General features: G+C 52.5%; 15 protein-coding genes and 1 pseudogene. 5 read left to right on the forward strand and 11 right to left on the reverse strand.

The genetic code is table 11. The annotated features are described in order from the left end of the window. Positions 1-112: 112 nt before the first annotated feature. The 3 genes from ghxP to soxR all read right to left on the reverse strand — a co-directional run bounded on the left by ghxP (position 113) and on the right by soxR (position 3169). The gene (gene ghxP, locus Q5705_11910) at positions 113-1462 is read right to left on the reverse strand and encodes a guanine/hypoxanthine transporter GhxP (GenBank protein ID WLI75305.1); all 1350 of its coding nucleotides are present in this window, start codon (positions 1460-1462) and stop codon (positions 113-115) included. Positions 1463-1762: 300 nt separating this feature from the next. Continuing rightward, positions 1763-2431: a glutathione S-transferase gene (locus Q5705_11915; protein WLI75306.1), complete on the reverse strand. Its 669-nt coding sequence runs from the start codon at positions 2429-2431 to the stop codon at positions 1763-1765. 279 nt (positions 2432-2710) lie between these two features. Then, positions 2711-3169: a redox-sensitive transcriptional activator SoxR gene (gene soxR / locus Q5705_11920; GenBank protein ID WLI75307.1), complete on the reverse strand. Its 459-nt coding sequence runs from the start codon at positions 3167-3169 to the stop codon at positions 2711-2713. A gap of 80 nt (positions 3170-3249) precedes the next feature. Here soxR and soxS point away from each other — a divergent pair, with 80 nt between their 5' ends. Then, a complete protein-coding gene (soxS, locus tag Q5705_11925; protein WLI75308.1) occupies positions 3250-3573 on the forward strand; it encodes a superoxide response transcriptional regulator SoxS in 324 nt (107 codons plus the stop codon). Between the two features lie 4 nt (positions 3574-3577). Here the strand turns inward: soxS and Q5705_11930 are convergent, their stop codons facing one another. Both Q5705_11930 and Q5705_11935 read right to left on the reverse strand, forming a co-directional pair. Then, positions 3578-5149: an EAL domain-containing protein gene (locus Q5705_11930; GenBank protein ID WLI75309.1), complete on the reverse strand. Its 1572-nt coding sequence runs from the start codon at positions 5147-5149 to the stop codon at positions 3578-3580. 243 nt (positions 5150-5392) lie between these two features. Continuing rightward, positions 5393-6793 (reverse strand): sensor domain-containing diguanylate cyclase, encoded by a 1401-nt coding sequence (locus Q5705_11935; protein WLI75310.1) that lies wholly within the window; start codon positions 6791-6793, stop codon positions 5393-5395. A gap of 513 nt (positions 6794-7306) precedes the next feature. Between Q5705_11935 and Q5705_11940 the strand changes: the two genes are divergently transcribed. Further along, entirely contained in the window at positions 7307-7588 is a 282-nt protein-coding gene (locus tag Q5705_11940; GenBank protein WLI75311.1) for a YjcB family protein, read from the forward strand. Positions 7589-7625: 37 nt separating this feature from the next. Here Q5705_11940 and Q5705_11945 read toward each other — a convergent pair whose 3' ends face one another. From Q5705_11945 to Q5705_11960, 4 genes are all read right to left on the reverse strand, one after another. Then, positions 7626-8447, reverse strand: coding sequence for an ABC transporter permease subunit (locus Q5705_11945; protein WLI75312.1), 822 nt, complete (start codon positions 8445-8447; stop codon positions 7626-7628). Continuing rightward, a complete protein-coding gene (locus Q5705_11950) occupies positions 8444-9277 on the reverse strand; it encodes a sugar ABC transporter permease (GenBank protein WLI75313.1) in 834 nt (277 codons plus the stop codon). Before Q5705_11950 ends, Q5705_11945 begins: the two co-directional genes overlap by 4 nt. A 60-nt stretch (positions 9278-9337) precedes the next feature. Next, positions 9338-10432, reverse strand: a complete 1095-nt coding sequence (locus tag Q5705_11955; GenBank protein WLI79021.1) for an extracellular solute-binding protein — start codon at positions 10430-10432, stop codon at positions 9338-9340. Positions 10433-10519: 87 nt separating this feature from the next. Beyond that, on the reverse strand, positions 10520-11506 hold the full coding sequence (locus Q5705_11960; GenBank protein WLI75314.1) for an ABC transporter ATP-binding protein: 987 nt from the start codon (positions 11504-11506) through the stop codon (positions 10520-10522). Positions 11507-11659: 153 nt separating this feature from the next. Between Q5705_11960 and Q5705_11965 the strand changes: the two are divergent. The 3 genes and pseudogenes from Q5705_11965 (at position 11660) to Q5705_11975 (ending at position 13746) form a co-directional block, all read left to right on the forward strand. Continuing rightward, a pseudogene (locus tag Q5705_11965) lies at positions 11660-11875 on the forward strand (MBL fold metallo-hydrolase). An 88-nt stretch (positions 11876-11963) separates the two neighbouring features. Beyond that, entirely contained in the window at positions 11964-12965 is a 1002-nt protein-coding gene (locus Q5705_11970) for a LacI family DNA-binding transcriptional regulator (GenBank protein ID WLI75315.1), read from the forward strand. 10 nt (positions 12966-12975) lie between these two features. Then, the gene (locus tag Q5705_11975) at positions 12976-13746 is read left to right on the forward strand and encodes an inositol monophosphatase (protein WLI75316.1); all 771 of its coding nucleotides are present in this window, start codon (positions 12976-12978) and stop codon (positions 13744-13746) included. 47 nt (positions 13747-13793) lie between these two features. On the opposite strand, the gene Q5705_11980 is transcribed toward Q5705_11975, so the two are convergent. Together Q5705_11980 and Q5705_11985 are read right to left on the reverse strand one after the other, a co-directional pair. After that, a complete protein-coding gene (locus Q5705_11980) occupies positions 13794-15386 on the reverse strand; it encodes a glycosyl hydrolase family 18 protein (protein WLI75317.1) in 1593 nt (530 codons plus the stop codon). A gap of 299 nt (positions 15387-15685) precedes the next feature. Then, a complete protein-coding gene (locus Q5705_11985; protein WLI75318.1) occupies positions 15686-16315 on the reverse strand; it encodes an aspartate/glutamate racemase family protein in 630 nt (209 codons plus the stop codon). Between the last annotated feature and the right edge of the window lies 1 nt (position 16316).

The raw sequence follows: 16316 nt of genomic DNA on the forward strand, positions 1-16316 counted from the left end.
TGTTATACAGGCATCAGGCCTGATGCCAGAACTTTCAGCTTAACGCAAAGAAACCGGGCCGTGGGCAAAAAAATGGGCAACCGAAGTTGCCCATTGTAAGAATGTTTAAGGATCAGATTGCCCAACCACCGGCGTAGAAAACCACCAGCGCAATGGCAATCACCACCGTACCGATATTCAGCTTGCGCCACTCACCGGAGACCACGCGGCCAATTACCAGCGAGGCGAAACCGATCATGATGCCGGTGACGATGTTACAGGTCAGCACGATAAACACGGCGGTGATCAGGCCCGACATGGCATCCACAAAATCGGCAAAGTCGATTTTCGCCACGTTGCTCAGCATCAGCAGGCCAACATACATCAGCGCCGGTGCGGTCGCGTAAGCCGGAACCAGGTAAGAGAGCGGAGAGAGGAACAGGATCAGCAGGAACAGTACGCCAACGGTGATCGCCGTCAGGCCGGTTTTGCCGCCCGCCGCCGTACCCGCCGCAGATTCGATGTACACTGCCGCCGGAGCCGCACCCACCAGACCCGAGAAGACGCTGCTCAGGGAGTCGGTGGTCAGCGCTTTACCACCATCGATAATCTGGCCGTCTTTACCCAGCAGATTGGCCTGGCCGGCCACCGCGCGGATAGTGCCGGTGGCGTCAAACACCGCCGTCATCACCAGCGCCAGCACGCTTGGCAGCACGATTGGGTTCAGCGCGCCCATAATATCGAGGCTGCCGATCAGCGAATTGCCTTTGTCATCACTCAGGGATGGCATGGCGAAGATACCGGAGAAGTGCACGCTCGGATCGAAAATCAGGCCGACAATCGACACGCCGATAATGGTCAGCAGAATGCCGCCCGGCACTTTCAGTTTTTCCAGACCGATGATAACCGCCAGGCCAATCAGCGACATGATCACCGGGAAGCTGGCGAAGTGACCCAGCGCAACCGGCAGGCCGTCGATAGGGTTCTTGACCACCAGACCCACGCCGTTGGCAGCGATCAGCAGCAGAAACAGGCCGATACCGATACCGGTGCCGTGCGCAACGCCCTGCGGCAGGTTACGTAAAATCCAGCTACGAATGCCGGTGGCAGAGATAACGGTGAACAGCACACCCATCAGGAACACCGCGCCGAGGGCGACCGGCACACTAATATGCTGACCCAGCACCAGGCTGAATGCGGTAAACGCGGTAAGCGAAATAGCACAACCGATAGCCAGCGGCAGGTTGGCCCACAGCCCCATGACGATGGAGCCGACACCGGCAACCAGGCAGGTGGCGACGAAGACCGCTGCCGGCGGGAAACCGGCTTTGCCCAGCATGCCAGGCACAACGATGACGGAGTAAACCATCGCCAGGAAGGTGGTTAAACCGGCAACGATTTCCTGACGAACGGTGCTGCCGCGGGCAGAGATTTTGAACAGTGCGTCAAGCGAACCGCCGGTACGCGCAGAAGGCGTAGACATAGAAACATCCCCTGAAAGATTTTATTGTTCGTTGGTATGCGTGGTGGACAGTCCACTGCCGGTTAAACGTCATCTCCCTGTGCTGCGTTGTGGTAAGGGGCCACAAAAAAGCAAACGTTTAACTCCGCGCATACAACGGTTGGTCAAAAAAAGGCAAACGATTATCCAGCGTTTATAGCGCCCTTTTCAACTGAACTTTGCCACTTTTTGCCAAATATCGCTCAAAGCGGCGAAGAAGTATCCAGGGGATGCGCAAACGTTATCGTCGATGCGCAACTTTGCAACAATATACGAACATTCTTACTCGCCGGGGAGATCGAACGGGCCGCCCTGCACAATGGCGCGTTGCCAGGCCGGGCGCATTTCGACACGTTTTTTCCATGCGCGAAGGTTGGGAAGATTATCAATGCCGCCGCGCGCCAGCAGGGCGAAAACCGGGAAGCTCATCTGCATATCCGCCATGCTCAAATTGTCGCCCGCAAACCAGTTCCGCTGCGCCAGTTCCCCTTCCATAAAGCGCGCATGGGTTTCCAGTTGCTGGTTCAGAAAAGCAGTTTCGATGCCTTTTGCAAGGATTTTCCCAACGCTGCGCACGCCAAACGGCACGGGCGGTTTGCCCAGACGGCTGATAACCAGTTTCATCAGTAAGAGCGGCATCAGCGACCCTTCGGCATAGTGCAGCCAGAAGCGGTAATCGAGTTTCTGTTGGGTTTCGTGGGGCTTGAAGCGCTGTTCAGGATCGTAGGTTTCCTGCAAGTATTCGAGGATCGCCCCCGATTCGGCGAGGATCAGCCCGTTATCTTCCACCACCGGCGATTTGCCCAGCGGGTGCACTTTTTTGAGGGATGCCGGGGCCAGCATGGTTTTTTCACGCTGATAATGGACGATTTGATACGGCACGCCCAGTTCTTCCAAAGCCCAGAGCACGCGCTGCGAACGCGATTGGTTCAGGTGATGCACCGTGAGCATGTTTTTCTCCTGCCGGGTTTTCGATTGTAGTTATTCGTTTTAACTATAGGAAAGGGCGCGTCATGCAGGCAAAAAATCATAAGCAATACAGGTCAAAAAAGTAGCAACTCTGCGCGTAATGCCTACACTTAAAGTGTCAGTACAACCCGGAACCTCCTGTCTACGTGAGGGGTGCTGATGTCGGGGGAAACCCTCCTGTTACCAAGCGGGATAGAGAGAAAGACAAAGACCGGAAAACGACTAAAGCGCCCCAACGGGCGCTTTAGTTTTTTGTACGCGTTAATCGTCTTCCAGCAAACGCGCGCCGGTCCCTTGCTGACCCAGTTTGTCCCCGGGGTTACGCAACGGGCAATCGCTGCGCGACAGACACCCGCAGCCGATACAGCCATCCAGCTCATCACGCAGTGACACCAGCGTGTGAATACGCCGATCCAACTCTTCGCGCCACTGGGACGACAGCTCTTTCCACTCTTTTTTGCTCAGTGTGTGCCCTTCCGGCAACACGCCAAACGCGTCGCCGATGGTCGCCAGCGGAATACCGATGCGCTGCGCAATCTTAATGATGGCGACATAGCGCAGCACATCTCGCCGGTAGCGGCGCTGGTTGCCGCTATTGCGCTGACTTTTTATTAAGCCTTTGCTCTCATAAAAGTGCAGCGCAGAGACGGCAACCCCGCTGCGTTTCGCCACTTCGCCGGGGCTAAGCAGCGCTTTGATGCGTGGCGTTTTCTTTTCCATAAAACCTCTTTACCTCAAGTTAACTTGAGGAATTATACTCGCCCGCAGACAAAACGACGAATCAGGAAAGAGGAAGCAATATGTCCCATCAGCAAATTATTCAGACCTTAATTGAATGGATTGATGAACATATCGACCAACCAATGAACATTGATGTTGTCGCCAAAAAGTCAGGTTATTCAAAGTGGTATCTACAGAGAATGTTCCGCACCGTCATGCATCAGACGCTGGGAGAGTACATTCGCCAGCGCCGCTTACTGCTGGCTGCGGAGGCGCTGCGCACCACCAAACGCCCCATTTTTGATATCGCGATGGATTTGGGATACGTCTCGCAACAGACGTTTTCGCGGGTGTTTCGCCGGGAGTTCGACCGCACGCCGAGCGATTACCGCCATCATGCCTGAAACGCTACTTTAACGAAGGTTGCTGCTGTACCCAGAGTTTAAATTCCTGCGGTGGCAGCGCCTTTGCAAAGTGCCAGCCCTGGCAAAACTGTACGCCGCGCTTCAAAAGCCAGCTTACCTGCTCTGCCGTCTCCACCCCTTCTGCAATAATCTTCAGCCGCAGGCTGTGCGCCATGTCAATAATGTGTTCGGCGATCAGGTGGCTGGTGCTGTTGGTGGTCAGGGTGTCGATAAAGGATTTGTCGATTTTCAGGATATCGACATTAAGCGAATAGAGGTTGTGCAGGTTGGAATAGCCGGTGCCGAAATCATCAATCGCCACTTCATAACCCGCCTGGCGAAACGCCTGAATCACCGGCGTCGTTTTCGGCACATCAATAAAGCCGCGCTCAGTCACTTCAATCTTAATTTGCCCGGCGCGTACCGCATGCATTTGGGCTTTATCCGCAATCAGTGAAATCAGCCGCGAGGAGTGGAAATCGGCGGCGGAGAGATTAATCGAAATATAAAGCTGCGGCACCCCGGCCAAAAAATGCCCCAAATCACTGAACACTTCATCGACAACATAATCAGTGATGCGCTCAATCATGCCCTCTTTTTCCGCCAGCGGGATAAATTCCGTTGGGCTCATCACTTGCCCATTGCAACCTGGCCAGCGCAACAGCGCTTCCGCGCCGACGCAGGTGCCGTTTTTAATATCAATAATCGGTTGGTAATAAAGGCGAAGCTGGCGTCGGGTTAAGGCGCGGTGGAGCATACGACGTGGCGAGTTAAATTCCCGCCGTGTCCGTGACCACAGAAATAATAGTGCGGCGCTGCAAATCACCCCCAGCGGCAACATGAACATAGCCTGATGATAAAGCGCCTGGAAATAGCGGTGGCTGGAGGTCGAAACAATAACGGCAATCGGGCGTGTTGCAGAGTGCGCAACAGTATAAAAACGGTTTCCCTGGCGGAAAATCATATCGCTGGTGTGCGTCAATGTTGCCAGCGTGGCGAGAGGCGCATGCTGGCTCAGGGAAAAAAATGCGCCGGAAAAGGTGTCATAAATACCGTATGCCAGATCAGTATCGTCTGATGTGACATCGCTATAGGTCAGCGGATTAATCACCGCGACATAATTTCCACGCTGCATGTAGACCATTTTATAGCCAGCATATAAAGGAGTATCGCGATAGTAATAAACAGCGACATCGGGGCGGGGTTTATAATCAGCGGGTGAAATAGCATACGATTGCGCGGGCGTTATGACGCTCGAGCATAACAAGTGGTTACCCTCGGCATAAATTAAATCAGCAACGTATTGGCTACCGTGCACAATATTGAGCATGGCGGCGCGATGTTCGGCTGTGCAGCGTTGTCCCTGATATTTTGCGGCGGCGCGGCGCACGATATCCACTTGCTGGATAACCACGTCGGTCTTATTTAGCGCCTGGAGGGCAAATGAGCGAAGTTGCGTATCGGTTTCTTTTACGGCGCGGATATGAGCAAACCATAGCGACAGCATCACCGGTATGAAAACGACCAGGATGATTCCGCCAATTTTGAGCATCATGCGACGCACGCTATGATTCATGTCCGCCTGTATCCCTGCATTGGATGTGCCTTTTTACTGTTCGGCAGGATGCTTTACTAAACAGGTGATTACGTTGCATGAAACACAGGATATTAGCAACCGACTTTTTTCTTTAAGAACCTAATATTACGTGATGATGAGATTATTCCACCGTAAGTTAAACTGAAAGTGTGCCCGATGTTTATTTTAGGGAACATGTTTATTCCTTCCAGCCGTTGTTGAGGTCGCCGTTCTTCTTATTTATTAACAAGCTCCGGCGACCACCGTTTTACTGCGCCCGGCCCGTTTCGCGTCATACAGCGCATTGTCCGCAAGCGTAAGTAAAACAGACGTGTCGGTTTGCTCTTCGCTAACAAATACTAAACCAGCGCTAAAGGATAAGGTTATTTTTTCACCCCCGCTTAATAATGGCGTTTGCGTTAATGCGGCGCGAACTTTTTGGCTAAAACGCAGCGCCGTATTGCCATTTGTTTGTGGCATTAAAATCAGAAATTCCTCACCTCCGAGACGACCAAAAATCCATGACGGATCGCTGTGTTCACGGATCTGTTCGCAAAAATGAATAAGCGCGGCGTCACCGGTTAAATGACCCCAGCGGTCATTGATACTTTTAAAGTGATCGAGATCCAGCATCAGCAGGCTGAAGTGGCTGCGCGGATCGTCGGGCTGACACGCCACCAGCGCCTCTTTTAATTTACGCAGCAAAGAGAAGCGGTTATAGCAGCCGGTAAGATCGTCAATGGTGGCCTTCATTTCCAGTTGCCGCTCGACCTTTTTACGCTCGGTGATATCCAGGCCAATACTGAGAACCGAGTGGTCAGGCAGCAGAATATTTGACCACAGCACCGTCAATGTTTGTCCATCACGGCGTATCGGATGCCATTCATGCATATCGACGGCAGGCGACGTATTCACCGCAGCACGCACTTTCTGCCGCACTTCCGGGTCGGGGAAAAACAGCGCTAAGGGATCGGCCTGCTGGTTAAGCTCTTTCATACTCCAGCCAAATAAACGCTCGCATTCGCCATTCCATAAAACACAGCGGTTAGACTTATCGAAACAATTCATTAATACCGGAGCGCGATCGAACAGTGCTTTATATTGCGAGACAATGCGCTGCATCTCTTTTGCTGTGCGCTCACTGGCAATAATTTCTGCGAGATAATCTTTTAATTTTTCCACCAGAATAATGGTCACACGCTTAATTATTGATAAAGATGGCAGCGTTTGTGAAAAAGCCAAAAAGAAATAACCGTCAAGGCTGGGATCTTTATAATTCAGCTTGCACAAAATACCGCTTTGTAGTTTATGCGCGGCAATTTCATTATCCGGGAATAATAGCGTCCCCACGTGTCGCCGCCAGCAGATAACGCGCCAGGCACGATGATGGCGGCGAAGCTGTGAGTGTTCAAGCAGGGTTTGCACTTCCTGAAGTGTGCAGCCAGGCGCACCGGCGCTGGCTATCTGCCATTCGCCGTTCTGCCTGACCACCACCCATGCGAGGCGTGCCCCGAGCGCGGTAATGACCGTATGCAATATCTCTTCTGTTGAACGCTGCGCCGTGAGCCACGGCATCAGTTTGGCCAGAAGAGTGAGCGCCACTGCGCCGTCACCCGGAGGTACGGCTGAATGTTGTTTTTTCATTTTTTTTCATTCGCAGGTTAAAAAACGCCAGACCGACCCGCAATGATAAAGTCAGGAAGAAATAAGCAGTCGCCAGAAATGCATTAATCGCAAAGGTACTCGGATAAATCATCGCGTGTACAACAAACGTTACGCGAAAAATATATCGATTAAGATCAGAACCCTGAGTCATCATTCACAGGTTTATTAATTTGTCTTAATCAGCATAATATATGATATGAAAACTGTAAATGTTGTGGCAATTAGGATGCTAAATATCACCCGAATTTATTACCCCATTCAGATTTCACTTAAGTGCAAATATAAAATATATCCTTAATAAATTATGGCTATATCTGGCAGGCGATAAGGTCTGTTTTTGTACTGGTGAATAAAACAACAAATGTGATACAGTTCACAAATTCCGAACACGCGGAACACTTTTCCCTTGTAGTGCTAACCCTGCGGACATCCGCGTCAACGCTTTGCGCACGCCTCTGTTCGCCCGGTTTCGATTCTTTTGAGGATAGTTTCATGGCAACCCTTACCACCAGCGTCGTGCTGTTTCGCTGGCAGTTATTGAGCGCATTATTGATGTTTATGGCCAGTACGCTGAACATTCGCTTTCGTCGTGCTGATTATATCGGCCTTGCGGTGATCAGCAGCGGCATGGGATTAGTCGCGGCATGCTGGTTTGCCACCGGTCTGCTGGGCATTACGGTGATGGATTTCTCCCACATCTGGCAAAACATGGTTGCCGTGATGGAAGAAATTTCCCGCAAAGCACCGCCGGAATGGCCGGTGGTAATTACCTGATAAATAACGCGCTCGGGTTGTTTGCAACATCAAAGGCTTATTTTCCCAACTTTGCCAGCATCTCCGGGCGCATGAATTTCTGAATCACCAGCATAAACAACACAGATGGCACCAGCAGAATCAGCGTGGTAATCGATGACACCTGATAATTCCCCGACATGCTGGCGGTATAAAGCAAAATGGGCAATGTTGTGATGTCCGGCGCGCCGACAAAAAAGGTGGCGGTAAACTCATCCAGCGATTCCAGAAACACAAAGATGCTGGCGGCAATCAACCCCGGTGCGGCCTGCGGCAGGATGATATGAAAAAAGGTGTAGACCGGCCCGGCGCCAAGATTGCGCGACGCTCTTGCCAGCAGCGGATCGAGTGAAGAAAACGCCGCAACGCTTATCCAGACTGAATACATCAAGCCATGCACGCTGTGCACCAGCACCACACCGGCAACCGTACCGTTTAATCCCCACTGATAAAATAGCCGCGCGACATTCATATATATCGTCAGGTTGGGAAACGCCTGCGGGATCAAAAAAAGCAGCATAAAGAACGTACGCCACGGCATAGAACGCTGCGCGAGCGCGTAACCTGCCGGCACCGAAATCAGCAAGCAGACCAGCACCGACAGCAGCGCAATCACCACGCTTATCGACAATGATCCTGAAATATCGCTGTACGGGCTAAATACCTGGCCCCAGTATTTCAGTCCCCACTGGCTCGGCAACGTATGCGGAAAAAACCAGCTTTCCGCTACCGTCCAGAGCAGCAAATTAAGCAGCGGGCCAAACAGCGCCAGCATAAGAAAAGTCAGCAATAGCGTTTGCAAAATAAAGCTGCCGCGCACTTTTTGTCGCCACCTGTTCATCCCTGCGCTCCTTTCGCCTGCAAACTGTGGCGCAAATAGAACCACGACAACAGCGCGCAAATCAGGTACGAAATCACCCCCATCGCGTTTGCTACTGGGTAATCACCGTAGGAATTGACGCGAAACGCCATATCCACGGTCATCATCGTCGGCGTGCCAGTACCAATCATCAGCGGCACAGAGAGCACGGACATCATGGTCACGGTTGAGAGCACCATCGCCACGCCAATGGTGGGCAGTACCTGCGGCAAAATAATGTCGAACAGAATGCGCAGGCGCGACGCACCGAGGTTTTTCGCCGCCAGAATATGCGCCCTTTCCACCGCCGACATCGCACCGCAAATCAACAGGGTTGAGAACGCCATCTGTTTCCAGACAAAAGTAATAATGATCCCGCTCCAGCCGAGGAATGACGTGGTTTCCGTCGGCGTAAAAATCCCGGCGGCCACCAGCACATTATTCATCAGGCCATTTTTAGCCAGGAAGGTGCGCATCATCTGCGCGGTGACAATAAAGGGAATAAATAGCGGCAAACGGTATAAAAACGCAAGCGCCCTGACGATGCCTTGCCAGGGCGAGAGCACAATAATGGCCGAAATACTTATCGACAGCAGCGCGAGAATCACTAGCGAAACCAGCACAATAATCAGCGTGAACACCATGTCGTTGGAATAGAGCGCGAACACTTTCGCAAAGTGCGTCAGCGTCAAAGTGTGCGTGTCGCGGGTAAACGCCGAGACCAGCGAAAAGCCCAGCGGCCAGAGGAAAAACAGCGCTATCATCAGCGTCGCCGGGCCAACCAGCAGAAGGGATTTTATCGTGTGTCGCATGGGAAACCTGAGTTATCACAACGAAAAAGCCCGGAGCAACACCCCGGGCGCGGGCGTCAGTCAGTTCGATACCTGGCTTTCATAGCCCTCTTTGATATCGGTAAAGTATTGATTAATCGGGAAGCTTTTGCCGTTCTTCGCTAAATCCTCCGGCGAGATTTCAGCAAACAATTTCTGCCAGGTGGCCTGATCCAGCTTGTCTTTGACGTATTTCGCGTCGATGCCCGGATACCAGTTAAATTGCTTCACAATGCCCTGTGCCTGCACCTCCGGGCTGGTCGCCAGCGTGATAAATTCCTTCGCCAGTTTGGCCTGCGCCGCGTGGGCTGGCACGACGTAGTACATCGGTTGCCCCGGCATCCCCGGCGAAATTAACGCCAGCTTGATTGATGGCGGCAATTTGCCCTGATCTTTCCAGCTATAGAACATATCAACCCACACCGGCCCCATGGTGATTTCACCCCGGCTTAGCATATCGAGCGTGCCGGCATTGCCTGGCGTAAACGTGACATTCTGGTTGAACGCTTTCAGTTTGGCGTACACCTGATCCCACCCTTTCTCGACGCTTTTATCGTACGGCAATGCTGACAAACGCTCTGCGTCCGTGCCGTAGGCGTACATCCAGCCGACAACAAAACTGACGCCGGACATGCCGTTTTTAATGCCGTTATAGCCAAATGCTTTCGGGTTTTTCGCCGACCATTGCACCAGCTCGTCGTAGGATTTCGGCGGCGTTTTAATAAGATCGCTGTTATACGCGATGGCCGTCTGGCTTAAAAACATCGGCATCACGTAACCCTCAACGTTGACGCCAAGGGCGTTTTTCGCGTTATCGGCGCTGACCATTGAACCGGTAGTGATCCCCTGGCGATACGTCTCCAGCAGCCCTTTTTCCACCAGTTGGCCGCCTGCGGCCTGGTGCACCACCGCAACGTCGATATCCCAGCTTTTCGCACCACTTTCCTGCTGTGCGGTGAGCTTTTCGAGGATTTTATTCGACCCGGCATCGCCCGGCCCAGTCCCGACTACCTGTACTTTTACCCCCGGGTGCGCGGCTTCAAACTTCGGTCCCAGCCAGGTTTTGACGTAATCCACCATGTTCTGATCGCCCGCCGTCGCGACATTGAGTACCGTTTCGGCGTGCGCAGTTTGCATCCCATAACCCACCGTGAAGGCGGCTATTACAGCGAGTTTCGTTTTTACGGACATGTTCTATCCCCTGTAAAAATAACGTTGGTTGGCTTACAAAGTTGTCTCAAACACATGCAGCGCAGGTTCAGGCACGTGCAGTTTCACCGGCGTTCGGGCAGGCCAGAACTGGGGTGAATCCGCAAGCAGGAGCTGCCCGGCGCAACGCACGCTATGGCGATAGTGATGACCAAGAAATGCGCTCTCTTCGACAATCCCTTCCAGCACCAAACCCTGCGGTTCCGGTTGTGCCAGCAGGCGGTGTATGCGCACATCCGAACTGCGAAAATAGAGCGTTTTGCCACCGTCATCCGTACGCGTAATGCAGTTATCCGCGCCCATAAAATCGGCGACAAAGGGGGTGGCCGGGCGGTGATAAATATCCTCCGGTGTGCCGATTTGCTCGATACGGCCGTTATTGAGCACCGCCACGCGATCCGCCATCACCAGCGCTTCTTGCTGATCGTGGGTCACAATCAGCGAGGTAAAGCCGAGCTTTTTTTGCAGCGCTTTGATTTCATGGCGCACGTTCAGGCGCACTTTGGCATCCAGGTTCGACAGCGGCTCATCCAGCACCAACACATCGGGTTCAATCGCCAGCGCACGTGCCAGCGCGACACGTTGCCGCTGGCCGCCGGAAAGCGCGGTGACTTTTATATCCCCATAACTTTCAAGGTTGACGATTTTTAATAATTCCTGCACTCGTTGTTGAATCGCCTCTTTTTTCCAGCGACGTACTTTTAAGCCGTAACCGATATTTTGTGCGACGGTAAAATGCGGCCAGAGAGCATAACTCTGGAATACCATGGTAATATTTCGCTGTTCCGGCGTGCTGTGAGTAATATCCCGACCCGCGATCGCAATCGTGCCGGATCGCACTGGAATAAAACCGCATAATGCGTTGAGTAATGTGGTTTTTCCGCAGCCAGACGGCCCCAGCAGCGCAATCATTTCGCCCTTTTCGACCGCGATTTGAATATCGTGCAGCACGATATTATCGCCATAGCCAATTTTCAGCTTTTCAATATGCAAATAACTCACGTGCGATCCTTTCTTCGGCATTTATTTACAGGGATGAACACGTGTTCATTTATTTGTAAAAAATTTGCAACTTTGTACCGACATGATGTGAGCCTACTTTGTCGCCTGTTTGTGACAATTTAATTAAGTCAGCATGTTTTTTGGTGAGGCGAAATGAAAATAGATGTTCTGGGTTGCGGCAGCGCCTTCTCGTTGCAGCAAAATACCTCGGCTATCCGCATTATCGACGCTGAAAATCGCCAGTGGCTGATTGACTGCGGCCCGACAATCCCACGCGCGCTGTGGCAGCGCGGCCTCGACGTTAATGACATTGATGCGATCTACTTCAGCCATGTTCACCCGGATCACTGCACCGGGCTTACGGCACTGGCGCAGGCTTGCGCTCTGTATCCGGGGCTGTTTCTTAGCCAGGATGGACGTTTTTTTGATCTGCGAAAGAGCGAGATTGCCCCCAACCATGCCTAAACAGACAGTCACCGCCGAAGACGTGGCGAAACGGGCGGGCGTCTCCCGCGCCGTGGTGTCACGGGCGTTGAGCAACAACGGGAGTATCTCGCCAACAACCAAAGAGAAAGTACTGCGTGCCGCGCAGGAACTGGGCTACCAGGTCAATTTTCTCGCCCAGGGGCTAAACCGCCAGCGCAGCCATTTGATTGGCGTGATTGTGGCGCGGATTGGCGATCCGTTTCGCAGTAGCCTGCTCGAAGGCTTGCTGCATGAAATTCAACGGCGCGGCTACCAGGCGCTGGTGACGGAAATTACCGGCGAGCAGGATCTGGTGACCACGCTGCGCCGTTTTACCCAGTTTCGCGTTTCCGGGGTGGTCGTCACCTCCGGCAAACCGCCGGAAGCCATTGTTAACGAATGCGTCAGCCAGCAAATTCCGGTGGTTGGCATTAACCGGGATCCGGATATTCCGCGGGTAGATTTTGTCTGCTCCGATAACAGTGCCGGTGCCCACCTTGCCGCCGACCAGCTTTTTCGCGCTGGCTGTCGCCACTTCGGCTGGCTTAATAATTGTGATTCCACCTGGGCGGGCAGAATGCGCGGCGATGCTTTTTATCAGGCGTTACGGGCGTACGGCGTCACGGCTGTCAGGGCGTTCATGGCAAATGAAGAGGGTTACACCGGCGGTTTTCAGACCGCGCTCGCCTGCGAAGGCGATCTACCCGATGGAATTTTTTGCGCCAACGCGCAGCTGGCCTGCGGCTTTCTCGACGGCATGCGCCAGCGCGGCAAATTCGCGCCGCAAGACTTCCAGTTGATTGGCTTTGATAACACGCCGCAAAGCGGTCAGTTCAGCTACCAGCTCACCACGCTGCATCAGGATGTGGCGGAAATCTCACGCCGGGCGCTGACGCGCCTGCTGGAGCGGGCCAAAAATCCGTTACAGCCTTCCCGCGTCGAGTGGGTTAAGGTTGATCTTATTCACCGACAAACATCGCCACGTATTGGCTAAGAGTTCATCTATGACAGAAGCGTTTACCCAGGCACTTTGCACATTGATTCGTCGTCTTGGTCAGGAGGCGAAACAGCTTCGTGATAACGGGCTGACCATTGAACAGAAAGGCCGCCAGGATTTCGTCTCACAGGCAGATGTGTATGTAGAAACCCAGTTGCGCGAATGGTTGAAGGCGCAGCGTCCACAGGATGGCCTGCTCGGCGAAGAACGTGGCCTGGAACCCGGCAGTGATGGCGTCTGGGTGATTGACCCGATTGATGGCACCACCAATTTTATTCTTGGAATGGATTACTGGTGCATTTCGGTTGCGTATGTCAGTGGCAACGTCATTCAGATGGGGATTATCTACGCACCGGACAGGAACGAGTTTTTCTTTGCCGAAGCGGGCAAAGGGGCATTCTTAAACGATCGCCGCTTAATGATTGCTGACCCGTCCCCAGACGCCATTGTGCTTGGCGTTGGCCGCTCAAGTCGCAGCGCACCGCGCGAATACACCCAGGCGATTGAAACCTTGCTGGAGCATGGCGTTGAACACCGCCGTTTCGGTGCGGGCGCGCTAATGCTGGCCCATGTTGCCGCAGGGCTGGTGCACGGCTATTTCGAAGCGCACCTGCACAGTTGGGATGCGCTGGCCGGTCTGGTGTTGATCAAAGAAGCGGGTGGCTTGCACAACGATTTTCTCGCCAACGACGGCTTAACGCGCGGCAATACCGCCTGGGCAGCCAGCCCGGCGGTGTGGCGGCAGTTGCAACCGCTGTTATTGCCTGAAGATCGGTAATCAATGCCCCCGGCAAGCGGGGGCAATAATCAGATATATCACGTGGTTTATTTAACGACTTTATCCCAGGCCATCTGCCAGGCGCTGCCGGTTGCCGGTGCATACGCGCTGGCAAGGCCGCCACACCAGGCGGTGTAAGGATGTGGCTTACACTGGTACAGCTTGCCATCGGTCGCCACCACAATATCGCCCGCTTTATAGGCAAAACCTGCCTGATATTTCGGCCAGCTCTGCTCATCTTCTTCGTCGCTATGGTCCGTGGTGGTAACGTTCAGCACCGCCGATAAAGCCGATTTGTTCCCTGCTCCATCCACCGCATTTACGCTGTAAGCGTATTTGGTGTTGGCGGTCAGATCTTCATCGGTAAAGGTATTTCCGCTGGCATCGGCAATTTTTTGCTGGTTACGGAACACTTCATAATTTTTCACGCCGGAGGCGGCATCGGTAGAGGCTTTCCAGGTGAGATGCACGCTGGTCGCCGTAGCCTTGCCATGTAAATCCGCCGGTACGCTCGGCGCGGTGGTGTCTTTTTCCGGTGTTTCGATCACGCTGCCATCGTGAATCAGTTTGGTGTAGGCCTTACGGAACTGGCCGGCAAACGGAACATGATTCACGTTTTCACCTTCATCCCAGTTAATAGACCAGGTCATTAACCCTCTGAGCGGTAATCCCTCTTTTTCCATATCCGCAAAGACGCGGTACACATCTTCTGGCGTTTTCACAAACCCGGTTGCGGCGGCCGCACCGTTACTCGGCAGGCCAATCACCAGTTTGCTGGACGGAATTTTCACCGCAACAAGACCATGCTTATCAGTAATAATTTCCTTACTGAAATGGTAAAGGAACTCATATTTTTTGCTGTCATCATTCTGCGCGTAATTCACCCACCAGCCGTCTTTGCTGGTGTCATCCGGCTGGAAGCCAATACCAAATGCGCCCTGGTTATAAAATTGCGGGGCGATAAAATCGTAATAACCGGTAAGGTTATTAATATAATTTTGATATTGCGGATTCGCTTTGGTCAGATAAGGAATTTCAGGGGCCATACTGATAATAAAATGCTTACCCTGCTGCTGATAATGATCGCGAACCATTTTCAGTGCCGCAGGAATAACCTTTTCATTATCGGCTTTTTTAATCGCACTCTGTTCAAGATCGATATCCAGACCGTCAAAACCATATAAATCAACCAGTCGGATAATTTCGTCGGCAAAATGCTGGGTATCGCCGTTCGCTTCATGCAGCTCAATATGCGCATCCGCACCGCCGAGGGATAACAATACCGCCTGCCCGCGCTCATTCAGCGCAGCGATTTCCGCACGGAAGCTTTGATCGGTGCCGTAATAGGGCACAAATGTGGGCATACTTTTGCCATCAGCCGATTTCATAAACGATGCCATGACAACGTTATACTCTTTTGGCGTATCTTTTAATGCCAGTTTTAAAGGGTAACCTTGTTCATAATCGCCGGAGAAACCCTGATCCCAGTTATGCCAATAACCGACCAGTAATTTTTTACCTTCAATGGATGGCATTGTATCCGCATAATCGGTGTTTGCAAAAACATGGCTACTCAAACTCATCATGCCGATTAACGCCAGCGAAGAGCAGATCTTATTCATTTTAAATAGGCTTTTCATTATAATCCCTTAATTACGATGCAATGAGACGTGAACGATAAATATCGTTTGCAGAGTACAAACGTCGGAAAATATATTACCGTTTATTGCATCAATTTCATTAGCCAAATGCTAAGAATAATCTTTTCTTAATGAAGGCAATTGGTAAGCAATAAAGAAACGTCCTGATTACAACGGCTTTAAATTAGTTCTCTTTAAAGCGCGTACTTTATTAAATCAGGTAATTTTTCTTTATCTATTTTTATAAAATAGCGGGTTAATTGCAGAATAATTACGGCCCGCAAGCGGGCCGGGCAGTATTATGCCAACTGACTGGCAAACAAACCGGCGGCACTGACGGCATCAATGGCGGTTTTGCCTAATTTTGTGCGAATGGCATCGGCCAGGGCGATAGTAGAAAGGCCGGTGCAGGAGAACGCAATGATTTCCGCCCCCTCCCGGTAAAGCATATCGGCGCAGGCCAGCGCGCTGGCTCGTCCCTCTGGCGTGAGGAGATCGGTCGTTTTCGTCACCCCTTCCGGTCGCGCGTAGCGGACATCTTCGCCGAGCAACGCGCGAAACGGTGCAGGCGCGGCGGCGCCAATGCCCATCACCGCCACCGGGCGTTTGAGCATCGCGGCAATGCTGGCGGATGCGCTTCCCGCACTGACGACCGGCACCGAAACCGCAGCACGCAGTTGCGCCAGGCCAGGATCGGCAGCGCAGCTCAGAAACAGCATGCTACAGCCCTGCTCTTGCAACGCTTTGCCCAGCGCCACGATTTTAGGTATCGCCAGCGCTTCGCTTTGCGCATCAAAAATGCCGTTACGCTGATCCTCAATGCAGCGGCTGATTGACGCAATGCCGTACTCTTGCTGGATCAGCCGCCCGTGCTCTTGCACAAAATGCGCATCGTCATGGGTTAATACACGAATAATGCCTAACATCATG

The organism is Kosakonia sp. H02 (assembly GCA_030704225.1).
GTDB lineage: Bacteria > Pseudomonadota > Gammaproteobacteria > Enterobacterales > Enterobacteriaceae > Kosakonia.

What these genes read in the sequence shown, in the direction of transcription:
- Q5705_11940 (WLI75311.1), top strand. Translation starts at nt 7,307, where the DNA reads ATGGCAACCCTTACCACCAGCGTCGTGCTGTTTCGCTGGCAGTTATTG.
- Q5705_11985 (WLI75318.1), bottom strand. Translation starts at nt 16,315, where the DNA reads ATGATGTTAGGCATTATTCGTGTATTAACCCATGACGATGCGCATTTT.
- Q5705_11935 (WLI75310.1), bottom strand. Translation starts at nt 6,793, where the DNA reads ATGAAAAAACAACATTCAGCCGTACCTCCGGGTGACGGCGCAGTGGCG.
- Q5705_11980 (WLI75317.1), bottom strand. Translation starts at nt 15,386, where the DNA reads ATGAAAAGCCTATTTAAAATGAATAAGATCTGCTCTTCGCTGGCGTTA.
- Q5705_11950 (WLI75313.1), bottom strand. Translation starts at nt 9,277, where the DNA reads ATGCGACACACGATAAAATCCCTTCTGCTGGTTGGCCCGGCGACGCTG.
- soxS (WLI75308.1), top strand. Translation starts at nt 3,250, where the DNA reads ATGTCCCATCAGCAAATTATTCAGACCTTAATTGAATGGATTGATGAA.
- Q5705_11915 (WLI75306.1), bottom strand. Translation starts at nt 2,431, where the DNA reads ATGCTCACGGTGCATCACCTGAACCAATCGCGTTCGCAGCGCGTGCTC.
- Q5705_11945 (WLI75312.1), bottom strand. Translation starts at nt 8,447, where the DNA reads ATGAACAGGTGGCGACAAAAAGTGCGCGGCAGCTTTATTTTGCAAACG.
- Q5705_11975 (WLI75316.1), top strand. Translation starts at nt 12,976, where the DNA reads ATGACAGAAGCGTTTACCCAGGCACTTTGCACATTGATTCGTCGTCTT.
- Q5705_11930 (WLI75309.1), bottom strand. Translation starts at nt 5,149, where the DNA reads ATGAATCATAGCGTGCGTCGCATGATGCTCAAAATTGGCGGAATCATC.
- Q5705_11970 (WLI75315.1), top strand. Translation starts at nt 11,964, where the DNA reads ATGCCTAAACAGACAGTCACCGCCGAAGACGTGGCGAAACGGGCGGGC.
- Q5705_11955 (WLI79021.1), bottom strand. Translation starts at nt 10,432, where the DNA reads ATGCAAACTGCGCACGCCGAAACGGTACTCAATGTCGCGACGGCGGGC.
- ghxP (WLI75305.1), bottom strand. Translation starts at nt 1,462, where the DNA reads ATGTCTACGCCTTCTGCGCGTACCGGCGGTTCGCTTGACGCACTGTTC.
- soxR (WLI75307.1), bottom strand. Translation starts at nt 3,169, where the DNA reads ATGGAAAAGAAAACGCCACGCATCAAAGCGCTGCTTAGCCCCGGCGAA.